Source organism: Bacillus sp. BB51/4 (genome assembly GCF_008368845.1).
Taxonomy (GTDB): domain Bacteria; phylum Bacillota; class Bacilli; order Bacillales; family Bacillaceae_G; genus Bacillus_A; species Bacillus_A wiedmannii.
On the sequence record NZ_QOSC01000009.1, the window covers coordinates 188,883 to 202,068 of the forward strand.

The window sequence follows — 13,186 nt, forward strand, 5'->3', positions numbered from 1 at the left end:
CCCATAAACTTTACTTACACTCTCAACACAAAAAAGCCTACTTCCACAGTAGGCTTTTCAAACTACGAAAGTTTCGTTAATAACTGAGTTAAATCTTTTTTCGTTTTCGTCGTTAATGACTTCATTTTATTAATATCGATCTTTTCTTTCTCCGCTCCTACAATTAACGGATACATACTTTGCCCGATTGTTTTATATTCAGCTGGATGTGATGCTTCTAACTCTTTCTCGATTACATCCCACTTTTCATTAATTTGTTTTCCAAGTTTATTTACTGTATCTAATTTCGGATTAGCAGCTAATTGCTTGTCTAAGCTATCAACTAATGCAGCAACTTCTTTAACACTCGTTTTCACAGCTACGCTTTTCTTCGGATCTTTCGTTGTTTTTCCGTTTGAGTTTGTACTTGTACTTTGATCTGTTGTTTTTCCGCTAGTCGTTTCGTCATTCGTTTTTCCTGTCGTTTCTTTTTCTTTTGTTTTCACATTCTCATTTTGAGTTGATGTTTTGCCGTTACTCTCTGTTCCTGATGATTCTTTCGTATTTTTTGCATCCTTATCTGTTTTTTCATTTGAAGAAGTATTTGTATCTTTTTCAGTATCTTTCGTTGTTTTTGACGTCTCATCTGCACTTGTCGTTTTTGATTCTCCTTCATTTTGAGCTGTTACTTGCTCTTTCTTTTCTGTCTCTTTATCTGCTGAAGGACTACAAGCTGCCATAGTAAGCATTGTACCAATTGTTATCGATGCGATAGCGACCTTTTTCATTTTCATATAAATCCCCCTATGTTTACTTTATTTATCCTCCCCTTTACGATTCGATTTCCCCTTAAAAAATCCCTTTTCACATGAATTACCATCTTTCCGACAGTAATCTTCATAATAATACGTACAAAAACTGATAAACCCATTTGAATATTCGAGTTTCTTCTACTTCATTTTTCTTCTCTGTAGTAAAAGAAAAAGAGTATATTGTCACATAAGGAATTACTATCTTCATTTGACGATATACTCTCCTATCAAATTTTTATCTTTCTTGACATTTTATTTATACAAAAAAATAATATTTTCTTTTATTTTTTTGTTTCTCAACATTTGTTAACATAATATATTTATGAGTAACCGCCGTTCGAATGAATGACTTGCCCCGTAATCCATTTTGCTTCTTCACTTACTAAAAAAGAAATTAAGCGTGCTGCATCTGACGGTTCTCCTACTTTACCTTGCGGGAACTTCCACACTAAATGATGCTTCAGCTCCTCTGTAATCCATCCTGTATTCGTCGGTCCTGGATCAACAGCATTCACTGTAATTCCCTTCTCCATCGCAACTGGTGCTACTGATTTTGTAAATGCTTCAATTGCTCCTTTCGTCGCTACGTATGCTAGTTCATCAGGCATTGGCCCTAATGACTGTCCTGAAGTAAGATTAATAATACTGCCACTCGTTTTCAGTGCATAATGTTTTATAAATAATGAACTTAATAACATAGTAGCGCGAACATTCACTGTATAATGTTTATCTAACTGTTCTACATTTAATTCTTCAATTCTCGTATGAGTAGAATACGCTGCATTATTAATTAAAATAGATGGATCACCTAAACGTTCTGAGACCATATAAAACAAACGATTTGGCGAATACGACTGCGATAAATTGATTTCTGCCATTTCACATCGAACACCTAAACTTTCAATCTCCTCTTTCAACAAAAAGGGCTCTTTATCATGCATTCCCCACGGCATCGCTTTATCATACTGAGACCAGTACGTGAAAAAAATGTCTATCCCTTTTTGAGCAAGCACCTTGCATACAGCTGCACCAATTCCATTCAGACGAGTTGCCCCTGTTACAATTGCTATTTTCTTCACCTTTTCTCCTCCATCTATGGATAAATCCCCTGCACGAATACAGAGGATCTATCTTTTTATTCAATATTTGACAATATACGTTCTGCACCTAATTTTAAAATTTTAATGAAGATATAATTTACAATCGTAAACATTACAAATAAAACGATAAACATAACCCACAGTCCTACTTGAAGGAAGAAGTATAATAGACTTACTCCCGCTACAATAACTAAAGCTATAAAAATATTAGCTAAAAAGTTCCACAAAGTTGTATATCGGCTCTTAAATAATTTCTGCTCTGTATCCCAATGTATATCTGCAGTTTGTGCATCCCAGCGTGTACCGATTAAATTGATTAGCAATAAACCGTTCGCACTTAGTAAGAACCAAAGTACCATAAATACTGGAGATATCCCCGCTACAACTGCCATCGTAATACCGAATACTGCTAAAATAATTACATTAATTAACCAAGCAGTGATCGCTTTCGCAAAAAAGATATCCGAAGCTTTTACAGGTAAATAACGATTCACAAACCATGAACTTCCATCTCGTGAAAATGATGTTGTTGCGATAACATTACTTCCCATTAAAAATAACGATGCACAAAGACCAACGCCAATTGCAAGACCTGCTGATTCTGGATTATCAATATACCCTGTTATCCACTTTAAATTTCCATCTTGCACGAATAAAACAAAGAATAACATAATCGGCATAACGAAAGTTTGTACGATACAATTTAAGAAAAATTGCGGTGTACGGAATAACGTTTTAAACTCTTTTTTCACATACGCTTTCAAATGTGAACTTTGTACCGTTGATTTCTGTAAACCTTCTGCTGAAATGACCTCTTTTTTTGCTGTACTCGTTGAAAGTCCAATAACCCCTTTTAAATATGTACGCTCTGCAATGTAATAAAACAACACAAAAAATACAAATGAAATAAGTGCAAAAATTATTACGTATAAAGGACCCTTCCAATTTGCATTTTCTACTAATGCCACTGCTCCAAAATATGTAGTTGGAAAATAATTTGTCATTTGTACTAAAAGTGAAGATTCGTTGCTCGCAAGATAATTCGTAAGTGCATCTTCAGAAAATGAACTTTTATTTTTCCACTGTAAAAATACATTAATTCCTACAATAAATAGTATACTTACGATTCCAATAAATATATTGCCTCGATCTTTATTTTTCGCTATATTTGTATACCTCATAATAACTGTCATCAGTAATGAAGCTAATACTAACGGCACAATCGGGAAGAGTAAGTAAATAAAAATCATGTATATGTAATATGTAATAAATGCGCCACTTTTTAACCCGTACGTAATAAAGATTGGTAATAAAATAAATGAACTCATTACGTATTGTGTAATTAATACCGTTAGAAACTTTGCCGAAATAATCTGCGCTGGTTTCAATGGTAACGGCAATAACATTTCAATGTCATTACTATAGTAAAATACAGTTAAAATGTTCGTTATACTCATTAAAAATACCCATATACTCGCAATCGCAAGTCCCATTGCGATAATCATTCCTGGATCTTGCCCCAAATGTTTCATACCTTCATACATTCCGTGCGTCATCGAACCAAATATTAAAAAACCAACAAATAAAATGGCTGCAAATGAAAATACATACGCCCAGCGCTTCTTCTTATCTGTTATGAAATCTGCATAATTTAATTTCAATAATACTTTCGTTAACGTCCAAATTTTACTCATTGCCCGTCATCTCCAAGAACATTTTTTCAAGTGATTCATTGGATTTAAAATGATCTCTCATTTCATTTAAATTTCCTTTAAACTGAAGATTTCCCTTATTAATAATCGCGACGCGGTCACATATTTTTTCTGCCACTTCTAATACGTGCGTTGAGAAAAATACTATCTTTCCTTTATCCGCATGCTCTCTCATCATTTCTTTTAAAATATATGCAGATTTCGGATCAAGCCCTGTTAACGGTTCATCTAAAATCCATACATCTGGCTCGTGCACGAGCACACCAATAATAACAATTTTTTGTCTCATACCGTGTGAATAACTTTGAATTTGATCAGATAACGCATTATAAAGATCAAACTTCTTTGCTAAAGACTCGATTCGTTCTTGGCGTACTTCTTTCGGCACTTCATACATATCTGCCATAAAGTTTAAATATTCAATTCCCTTTAATCGTAAAAACATATCCGGACTATCTGGAACATAACCAAACGTCTTCTTCGCTTCCATCGGATTTTTCATAATATCTTTACCGTTAATCGTAATCGTCCCTTTGTCCACTCCATGAATACCAGTAATCATCTTAATTGTCGTTGATTTACCCGCACCATTCGGTCCTAAAAACCCAAAGATTTCTCCGCTAGGCACAGATAAACTTAAATCTTTTACTGCATAAGTAGACCCATTATAACTTTTTGACACATTCGTAATTTCAATCATTCCATCCAATCCTTTCCTTAATTACCAAATAACTATATTAACATTATAGCATACTTATATTTTTAGATTTTTATATTTTTTCAGTTTTTTCAACCTTTAAAATAAATATACAAGCCTAATCCAACGATTAAAACGACAGCTAGTATAATATAAATCATCGTCAGCCGTTTAATATTCCCTTTTGTCGCTTTACTATAATCCGCATCACCATTCCGCCCAATTAATACCGTTGCCACTACAGTAATCACTACAAGTAATACAACGATCATAATCCAAGTTAGCATTCCTTCCTCCCCCTCCTTACAACCATTTTACAATATTATCCTCTTTATTTCGCATTATATTTCCTCTTTTTACTATTATTATGAAAAGAATTGGAAAACTATTATTACTATACATTTTCATATGTGATATATTTATAACATAACGTGATTTATTTCTAACATTGAAAGGAGAATCTATCGTGAAAACAACTTGGATTAAATATTTAGGATTTCTCGGTTTCTTTGGATTCCTCGGCTTTTTTTATGAAAAAGGATTGTTTACTATGTTCTGTTTCTTCTCCTTTTTCACATCGTATAGAACAGTTCAACACGATGAACTGTTTGAACAAATCGTCAATAAATCGTGCCGCAATGCATTTATCGTTACATTACTAACGACCGCTATCATTATGTTTATTGAAATGTTATTTCCAAACCCGGCGCTACAAGAGATTGATATCGCTCTTCTTTTCGGCACACTCATTCTTACGTTCGGCTTCTCTATGTTCTTTTACGATAAACCAGTGGATGAATTGGAAGATGCACCATGGCGTTCGTAACGAAAATAAAAGAATACCGCGCCAAATTGAATATGACACAAGAAGATTTAGCGAAAACTGTTGGTGTACGTCGTGAAACGATAAGCCATCTCGAAAAAGGAAAATACAACCCTTCCTTGCAACTTGCTCACGATATTGCGAAGGCACTTCATAGTACAATTGATGAGGTTTTTATTTTCGAGGATTAATTGAAGACAAAAAATCATATAAAAATACCGGCATTCTTTCCATGAAGAATACCGGTACTACTCATTTATCACCCATACAAAACAGCATGAAATACGCCTAACAGTAAGTATTGATCCTCTATATAATCTTCATCATATACATCCATTTTGATATCATACATATCTTCCTCAAGACGAATATTCCAATCTGCGATTACATAGCCGTTTCGCAATAACTTTCCAAGTCCAATTGAAGTTTTGTGAACAACATATTCTTCTCCCTTATATGTAAAGGTAAATAAGAAATTTGCATCTAATAACTTTCCATCACATACAAGTATTTCATGCTCTGCATCATTATTATCGATGTACGTTACTAAAATCCTTCTTTGACGCTGCCTACTTACATCCTTTGCAATGACGCGAATATTGTCCCTACTATCCTTTATTTCATAAATGATATTACTACCGACTTTCGGAATAAAGTCTAGCACTCTCATCAACGTATTTTTATAATAGCCCCGTACTGCGCCTACTTGCTTGCTTTCATTGTAAACCTCTATCGACGTCGTATCCGCTTTACTATCGCACAGTCGTTTGTAAGAAAGCTGTATCACTCGCTCTCCTCTTAAATACTGATCAAACGTAACAGGATATTCTATCGCGCGCAGTTCCTTATTTAGCTCATATAAATAACGTTGAACGCTCTCTACTAATGCTGTCGTGGATATACGCTCTTGAAGTTCAAATTGTTGCCAACTAGAAGAAATTCTCCACTGATCTTCCTCTTCATAGAAGAATCCGAGAATTACTTCCTCACGGTCACTCGTTTCATAATTCATATGTACGTTTTGACCGTATTGTACTTGTTCCATCCACTGTCCTAAATAAATGCCGAGCTCTGCGACCTTCATACATGACTTCTGAAAAAGTACGCTGTCACTCGCGCGAATCGTTAAATCCCCTTCAATAAAGCCCTTTGTATAAGCATCATACTTTGGCTCATCCTCCTGCGGAATAGCCTTGTCTAACTCAAATAAAAACGTTAACATCTTTCACTCACCTCTAGTTATTACACCGATCGTACCTATAAATTGAACGCAACTCAAATTATATCGACACGATTAAAATGAAACTACCTTTTCTTCCGCCACTTCCACAATTTCTAAAATTTGTAGCAGGCTCTCCACTTCATAAGTCGGCTTAACATCTGTCTTATTTTCTTTCAAACTTGGATTATACCAACACGTATCAATGCCGTAATCTTCTCCGCCTTTCATATCAGAAGTTAGCGAATCTCCGACCATTAGTACACTTGATTTATCAGTAATCCCAAACTTCTCAAATGCATAATCAAAAATCTCACGTGCTGGTTTTTGATGACCAACCTCTTCTGAAATAATAATATGATCAAAGAAATTACATAAAGGCGAATTTCCAATTCTCGATTGTTGTACCTTCGTATATCCATTCGTAATAATACCTAACTTGCAATCTTGTAGTTTCTCACATAATTGCACTGCACCTTCTATAAGGTGTACTTCTTTCCCTAAGTTTTCAAGGTATACATCACTAAATTGCTGTGCATCTACTTCTATATTATGAATGGCAAATAATTGTCTAAATCGATCTACCGCTAATTCACTTAGCGTAATCATTTTATTTTCTAAATCTCTCCATAATCCATTACTAATCTCTTTATAACTTGCAAGATAATCATTATACCCTGTAGGCATCCCGAACTGTACAAACGCTTTATGCAATGCGTTTCTCTCCGTTTCAGGAAAATCTAATAATGTATCGTCTACGTCGAATAATATAACCTTATATTTCATTATGCTCTCCTCAACTAGTACGTTATTTACAACTTGTATTTTCTCATTAATTGGCTCTTAAGTCGAACTTTTTCCCTTTATAAATAGTAACTGTACAGAGAATTTAAAGTTGCTTTAAGGCATACGAGTTATGTTATTCAAAAATAATTAATTGTGAAAACACTATAAATTTGAGATAATTTGGATAATGACCCGATTTTAAAAAGGTAATACAGGAATAGAAAGGGGCGGAAAGACATAGTAAATTCGTGGGAAAGACCAAAAATACACATCCCAAAAACAAAAAGTGAATGGGCTGGAGATATCATTGGATATTCATTGTTCTTTGGATCAATCATTTTTTTGATCATCATTTGGGGAAGATTGCCCGAGGAAGTGCCCGCACATTATAACGCATATGGAGCTGTAGATCGCTGGGGATCAAAGTGGGAACTTTTGCTTTTGCCAGGAATAGGGCTATTCATACTCCTTTTAATGCAGGCTTTAGAAAAGTTTCCAGAAGTTCATAACTACCCACAAAGACTGAATGAATTAAACGCTAAACAGTTTTATTTAAACAGCAGAAAAATGCTAAATCAATTAAAAAATGTCTGTTTACTTATTTTTGCTTTCATCCAATTTGAAACCATTTCAATAGCTTTAAAATGGAGCGGCGGTTTCGGAAAATTATTTTTACCGATATTGTTAATTGGGACAGTTATTCCAATTGTCATAGGGATAATAAGGCAACGAAAAATTTCATAATAGAAACAGGAGGCTAATCCAATTAGCCTCCCCCCTCATTATTTATCCTCTAGCAATAACACTTTCATTTCCTCTAACGACTCTTTCGTAAAGCCAAGTGCTTTTTCAGCATATGCTTCAACTGAACCGTATTGCTTTTTCACTTCATCAATTGCAGCTTGTAAATATTCAGCGCGCGCTTCAAACATTGCACCTAATATTGCTCTGCTTTCGTCGTTTTGTAATTTTGCACCTAAAAAGGCCATCATTTTTTCATTTAACTTTTCACGGAAACCGTTACTTAGTAAGTAGTCTTCCATTACTGTTTTTTCCGGTACACCTAGTAAAAGTAATAACAGTGCCGATCCAAATCCAGTACGGTCTTTTCCAGCTGTACAGTGGTTTACTAACGGTAAGTTTTCTGGATTTTGTGCTAAGTTTAAGAAACTTACGAATGCTTCATTACCACTTACGAAATCTTGATTCATTTTCACAAGATACTCGCCTGGTTTCCCTAACATAGAAAGGTCACCAACTTGGAAAAATTCATTAATATTCAAGTCTTTCGCTAAATCTTGCATAACTGGTAAGCACACTTGACGAGCACCTGTAATCTCAGGATTCGGCTTATGCTTCACTTCAAAATCTGTACGGTAGTCACAAATTAACTTTAACCCAGACTTTTTTAAATAGTCGATATCCCACTCTGTTAGTCCTGCTAATTCTTCAGAACGGTACAACTTGCCCCATTTTACTTTACGGCCTTCAGTCGTTTCATAGCCTCCCATATCACGGAAGTTAAACGCGCCTTGTAATGGCAATCTACGCTCAGCTACTGTCACTGCTTGTCCATTACTTCCTACTATTCTAAAATATGGACGCTCATTTTCACTCGGGTTTTCAATTGTACATGATGATTCTCCATTTACCGTTGCAAGTAATTCTCCAGTTTCTTCAATATGATCTGGTGAAGTACTCCAATAAATACGAACTTCTTCTATATTATTTTCCCACTTTATATATAGCGTATTGTCTTCATTTCTTTCTACAGTCGCTTGTAACCAATTTCTTTGCTGCTCCATTCTTTCACCAACACTTTCTCGTATAATCGAATCTTTCTTTATTGTATTATAGAAATATCTATTTTGTCGTTCTCATTTTTCTTTTTATCTTACAAACAGGCAAGAAGTTCTTTTACTTGTTCAAAATTTGTACACGGATTCCCGTTAAACAAGTTCAAGAACCTTTTTCACCCTCCTAAACCTTCCTCACATATCGCTCAGTAGAACTTAATAACTGACATCCATTCTTTTCAAAAACATCCTTCATCCACTCATTTTGTACATTTGTCTCGCCAATATAATATGATGCGCCTATTTCTTTTAAGACAAACATTGCTCCTGTAAAGAATACCGTTTCATATCCTTTATTTCGCATATTTGGAGCAACTGCGAAATACATTAGTTTTCCTTCTTCTAACGTCCCCTTTTCAATATGCGGGATTACAATTCCTACCGGCTCTTCATCGACACTCGCTGTTAAACAATGCTCTTTCCATTGCTCACCAATTTCTTGCAACATCATATTTACAAATTGATCATAAGTGACTTGTTCTTCCGTCATTTCATTCCAAAGAGAATAAAAAGTATCTTCTCCTACTTCTTCAATAAGCTTAAAATCAATTTCACTTTCTACATCTTCTACTTCATATATATCCTTAAACACAATCATGTTTTCAGTAACATATTCAAATAAATACGTTTCAAAACATTTCTTATACACATCGTAATTTGGGCTTTTTGAAGAAATCTCAAAGTGTAAGTTTTCTATTCCCTCTTTTTCAGCCTCAGCAACGCAATATTGCATCATTTCCTTTAATTGCTCTTCTGTAAAAGACTCTGCATTATTTTCTTTTATCATGATAGAAGAAGCATTTCTTCTTATTTTAAAATGTTTTTCTAACTGTTCTATAGTCATCATATACTTCCCTCATCTATGTCATACTCGAATTTCTACTTGTTCTCCTTGCATGAGCAGGATTGTCCTTGAATATATAGAATACTAGAAAACATCGCATCTTTAAAGTGCGGAGGAGGTTCTCCATTGGATATTACAACGTTACAACAACAGTTAGAGCTTATACAACAAAATGACTATACGCAACTGCAACATATAGATATAAATGAGTTAACGCTCAATATGCTTCAGTATGTCGGAACGACTGATAGTTACGTTCGTTACCAACTTATATATAAATGCTTTTCCTATTTCATTCATCATGAATTCCTTATGGATAATCAGCTGAAATTACTTCTGCAAACTTGTTTAAGCGATGAGTATTTATATTGTGATATTCACTCCCCACATACAGATGGGGTTTTCACACGTTCTTACACTGTTTCGTTAATCGCGCTAATACTCCAATTCGCTAACTCGCACTACTTTTTCACAGAGGAAGATATTGAAGAAATAAAAAACAAACTCATTTCATATACAAACTTAGAAACGGATTTTCGAGGCTATATTGAAAATAAAGGATGGGCTCATTGTCTTGCCCACGTATCAGATGCCTTTACTGAAATTGTTCACAATTCCTATACGACCTTTGAATGGTATGAAGAATTAATTCATTGCTTATTAAATAAAATTTTTATCCCATCTGATCTTTTTCACAATAACGAAGACGAACGCATTATTACGCCGTTACTAGCAATGCTGTATCATGACTTTCCACAAGACGAGTTAGTCTCTATTATTCATAAAAAAATAAAAAGGCTTCCTCAAATTAGAAAACGCCTTTCGCTTAATGAGTATTGTATTTTATGTGCCAACATTAAAACCTTTTTACGCACATTATTTTTCAGAACAAAAGATGATCATAACTTAGCATTTACAGCACGTAAAACAGAAAGAATGTTAAAAGAACTTCCTAACTATTATTAAAATATAAGGAGAACAACTATGGGATATATTGAAGACATGAGAAATCTAGTAGGTAATCAACCACTTATTTTAATCGGTTCACACGCCATTATATTAAATGAGAAAAATGAAATATTACTGCAGCTCCGTACAGATTTTAACCGCTGGGGTATTATTGGTGGTGCCTTAGAATATAACGAAACGTTAGAAGAGACTTTAAAGCGAGAAGTATATGAAGAAACGGGACTTATCATTAAAAATCCAGAACTATTCCGTACATACTCAGGACCTGATTTCTTTCAAATCTACCCAAACGGCGATCAAGTACACGGTGTACTAGTCGTTTATATTTGCCGCGAATTTAACGGTGAACTTATACGTGATCAAACTGAGTCAAAAGAATTACGCTTCTTTCCACTTGATGAATTGCCTATTACGCTTCATCCAATCATTGAGAGGATTCTTCGCGATTTTCATCACTCCAATTAAAAATAGAAATAAAAAAACCTCATTTCCCGTCATGACAACGTGAAATGAGGTTATTATCGTTCACCGCAAATCCCTATTTCCCCAAAATGATATTAACGTTCTCTTTCTACAACTTTATATTCCTTTATAAAAAGGATAGTTATATAAGAAACAATAAATGAAAAAATAGTATACATGCCCACCCAAAAGAAAAATGGTGGATCGTACAATGTAACATTTAATATAAGAAAAATAAGAAATGTTACCATTGGTATCACGTAAAATGTACCTATTTTATAAGTCCCAGCTATTGAAAAAATACAAATAAGCAATGGATATATACAGAAAATCAAAATTGACTCACTCAATGTTATGTCCCCCTTTCTGAAGAAATAATAAGTTTCTCGTAAACATTTTGGGGAACAACAAAGTTTTATAGTTTTATTCGTTATTAGTAAATAAAACGTTAGATCGTTATCTCAATCTGATTTCCTTCAGGATCACTTACTACACTTTCATAGTAACCATCCCCTGTGGTACGCGGGCCGTTTAACACAGGGTATCCTGCTTCTCTTAATGTATTAGTTAATTCGTTCACTTTTTCTTTACTACCTACAGAAAAAGCAATATGCGCATATCCTATTGTTTGCGTTTGTACTTTCTCGTCTATCCCTACCTGTCTCATAAATTCTAGACGCGCACCACCTTCAAAAGTTATAAAATAAGATGCAAACTGCTTTTTCGGATTGTGATATAAGCTATTTTCTTCACCACCAAAGTACTGTTTATAAAAGTCACGCATACCTTCTAAATCATTCACCCAAATTGCTACATGTTCAATTTTCATAATCGACACCTTTTCTTTTACAGTATTCAACCAACATTTTGATATTTAATTTTCTTTACTTGTTCTTGTTATCATAAGATCTAGTCCAAGACTTTTTAGTCCATATAAATAATCTTCTTTCCAATCGCTCACTGTTATTTTCGGAATATGTTCTACCGGAATGTACTGCGGACAAGTTTTTACAATTTGATCTATTACAAATTGGTTCACTTCATCGTCACAGAAGATAAAGGCATGAGGGTTAATAATAGCTATACATGTAGCTATTAAACGAGTAATAGCATCTATATTATATTTCTCTGGATTATTTGCATTGTTAACTTCGTCTCCACTTCTTAAAGCTTGTAAGAAATTTTTATTATCATACTGCGGAACGAAAGATACCTCTCCTGAGAAAAAGGTGCTTCCTCGCACTACATCTCCATTTATCATAATCCCTGCCCCTGGGCCATTTTGACCTGAATACAAATACACAAGAGATGAATTGTCGTTATTTCCAGTGCTTTTATAATAACCAAGCACTGCGGCATTCATATCGTTTTCTATTACTACAGGTATTGAAAACAGATCCTCCAAGTGACTTTTTAAATTAAAGTTTTGGAACTTTTCATAACCAGGAATATAGAAAATACGACCATTATCAACCGAACCAGGCACACCAATTGATATAGAGCTTATTTTCGGGAATGTAGCGATAAGATTTTCAATATGTTTTGATAATAGATTCACGCCCGTATCCATCAATACACTTAAAGTAATTCCTTGTTCTTTTACTTCCCCTAAACAGTTAAAAATGGTATAGTTTGTTTCATTTTTCTCTAAAAATATCGCTAATCCTAACATATATTCTGGATTATACGCATATCGTTTCGCTCTTCTTCCGCCACTTGAATCATCTAAACCAACTAAAGTGACTTCACCATCTTGTTTCATATTTTCTATAAATTTACTTATCGTTGGAAAACTAATTTCTAATGTATTACTAAGTTCAACTTTCGTCGCACTTCCTTGCTCTAGAAGAGCTGTACGAATGCCGCGAAGGATCGTCTCTTTAATCGATTTTTGAGTAACAAATTGTTCACTCAAATCGCTCACCAC

17 protein-coding genes are annotated in these 13,186 nt (G+C 34.4%); 5 read left to right on the forward strand and 12 right to left on the reverse strand.

What is annotated here, in order from left to right; all coding sequences use genetic code 11:
- Positions 1-62 precede the first annotated feature (62 nt).
- From DN392_RS12165 to DN392_RS12185, 5 genes are all read right to left on the reverse strand, one after another.
- Positions 63-773, reverse strand: a complete 711-nt coding sequence (locus tag DN392_RS12165) for a hypothetical protein (RefSeq protein WP_061672729.1) — start codon at positions 771-773, stop codon at positions 63-65.
- 338 nt (positions 774-1,111) lie between these two features.
- A complete protein-coding gene (locus tag DN392_RS12170) occupies positions 1,112-1,870 on the reverse strand; it encodes an SDR family oxidoreductase (protein ID WP_000716969.1) in 759 nt (252 codons plus the stop codon).
- 56 nt (positions 1,871-1,926) lie between these two features.
- A complete protein-coding gene (locus DN392_RS12175) occupies positions 1,927-3,585 on the reverse strand; it encodes a putative ABC transporter permease subunit (RefSeq protein WP_061672730.1) in 1,659 nt (552 codons plus the stop codon).
- Positions 3,578-4,303, reverse strand: a complete 726-nt coding sequence (locus DN392_RS12180; protein WP_000570200.1) for an ABC transporter ATP-binding protein — start codon at positions 4,301-4,303, stop codon at positions 3,578-3,580. The genes DN392_RS12175 and DN392_RS12180 overlap by 8 nt, the downstream gene beginning before the upstream one ends.
- An 89-nt stretch (positions 4,304-4,392) precedes the next feature.
- Positions 4,393-4,587, reverse strand: a complete 195-nt coding sequence (locus DN392_RS12185; RefSeq protein WP_064057432.1) for a hypothetical protein — start codon at positions 4,585-4,587, stop codon at positions 4,393-4,395.
- A gap of 179 nt (positions 4,588-4,766) precedes the next feature.
- Here DN392_RS12185 and DN392_RS12190 point away from each other — a divergent pair, with 179 nt between their 5' ends.
- Together DN392_RS12190 and DN392_RS12195 are read left to right on the forward strand one after the other, a co-directional pair.
- Positions 4,767-5,126 carry a DUF3796 domain-containing protein gene (locus DN392_RS12190; RefSeq protein ID WP_000859215.1) on the forward strand — a complete coding sequence of 120 codons (360 nt, stop codon included), beginning with the start codon at positions 4,767-4,769 and terminating at the stop codon, positions 5,124-5,126.
- Positions 5,114-5,314, forward strand: coding sequence for a helix-turn-helix transcriptional regulator (locus DN392_RS12195; protein ID WP_000896309.1), 201 nt, complete (start codon positions 5,114-5,116; stop codon positions 5,312-5,314). The genes DN392_RS12190 and DN392_RS12195 overlap by 13 nt, the downstream gene beginning before the upstream one ends.
- Before the next feature lie 68 nt (positions 5,315-5,382).
- Here DN392_RS12195 and DN392_RS12200 read toward each other — a convergent pair whose 3' ends face one another.
- Both DN392_RS12200 and DN392_RS12205 read right to left on the reverse strand, forming a co-directional pair.
- Positions 5,383-6,345 (reverse strand): tubby C-terminal domain-like protein, encoded by a 963-nt coding sequence (locus DN392_RS12200; protein WP_064470919.1) that lies wholly within the window; start codon positions 6,343-6,345, stop codon positions 5,383-5,385.
- Positions 6,346-6,417: 72 nt separating this feature from the next.
- A complete protein-coding gene (locus DN392_RS12205) occupies positions 6,418-7,128 on the reverse strand; it encodes a YjjG family noncanonical pyrimidine nucleotidase (protein WP_000875923.1) in 711 nt (236 codons plus the stop codon).
- A 318-nt stretch (positions 7,129-7,446) separates the two neighbouring features.
- On the opposite strand from DN392_RS12205, the gene DN392_RS12210 reads away from it, so the two are divergent.
- Positions 7,447-7,872: a DUF1648 domain-containing protein gene (locus tag DN392_RS12210; protein WP_002108012.1), complete on the forward strand. Its 426-nt coding sequence runs from the start codon at positions 7,447-7,449 to the stop codon at positions 7,870-7,872.
- Positions 7,873-7,910: 38 nt separating this feature from the next.
- Here the strand turns inward: DN392_RS12210 and DN392_RS12215 are convergent, their stop codons facing one another.
- Together DN392_RS12215 and DN392_RS12220 are read right to left on the reverse strand one after the other, a co-directional pair.
- Positions 7,911-8,933 (reverse strand): tyrosine-protein phosphatase, encoded by a 1,023-nt coding sequence (locus DN392_RS12215; RefSeq protein WP_000437825.1) that lies wholly within the window; start codon positions 8,931-8,933, stop codon positions 7,911-7,913.
- 175 nt (positions 8,934-9,108) lie between these two features.
- Positions 9,109-9,831, reverse strand: a complete 723-nt coding sequence (locus DN392_RS12220; protein WP_088321402.1) for a GNAT family N-acetyltransferase — start codon at positions 9,829-9,831, stop codon at positions 9,109-9,111.
- A 123-nt stretch (positions 9,832-9,954) separates the two neighbouring features.
- On the opposite strand from DN392_RS12220, the gene DN392_RS12225 reads away from it, so the two are divergent.
- Complete coding sequence (locus tag DN392_RS12225; RefSeq protein ID WP_088321403.1) at positions 9,955-10,794, forward strand: DUF2785 domain-containing protein; 840 nt, start codon at positions 9,955-9,957, stop codon at positions 10,792-10,794.
- Between the two features lie 18 nt (positions 10,795-10,812).
- On the forward strand, positions 10,813-11,262 hold the full coding sequence (locus tag DN392_RS12230) for an NUDIX hydrolase (RefSeq protein ID WP_000540481.1): 450 nt from the start codon (positions 10,813-10,815) through the stop codon (positions 11,260-11,262).
- Between the two features lie 92 nt (positions 11,263-11,354).
- On the opposite strand, the gene DN392_RS12235 is transcribed toward DN392_RS12230, so the two are convergent.
- The 3 genes from DN392_RS12235 to DN392_RS12245 all read right to left on the reverse strand — a co-directional run bounded on the left by DN392_RS12235 (position 11,355) and on the right by DN392_RS12245 (position 13,174).
- Positions 11,355-11,609: a YbeF family protein gene (locus tag DN392_RS12235; RefSeq protein WP_000004305.1), complete on the reverse strand. Its 255-nt coding sequence runs from the start codon at positions 11,607-11,609 to the stop codon at positions 11,355-11,357.
- Between the two features lie 98 nt (positions 11,610-11,707).
- Complete coding sequence (locus DN392_RS12240) at positions 11,708-12,088, reverse strand: VOC family protein (protein WP_064057426.1); 381 nt, start codon at positions 12,086-12,088, stop codon at positions 11,708-11,710.
- A gap of 45 nt (positions 12,089-12,133) precedes the next feature.
- Complete coding sequence (locus tag DN392_RS12245; protein WP_142292461.1) at positions 12,134-13,174, reverse strand: ROK family transcriptional regulator; 1,041 nt, start codon at positions 13,172-13,174, stop codon at positions 12,134-12,136.
- Positions 13,175-13,186 lie beyond the last annotated feature (12 nt).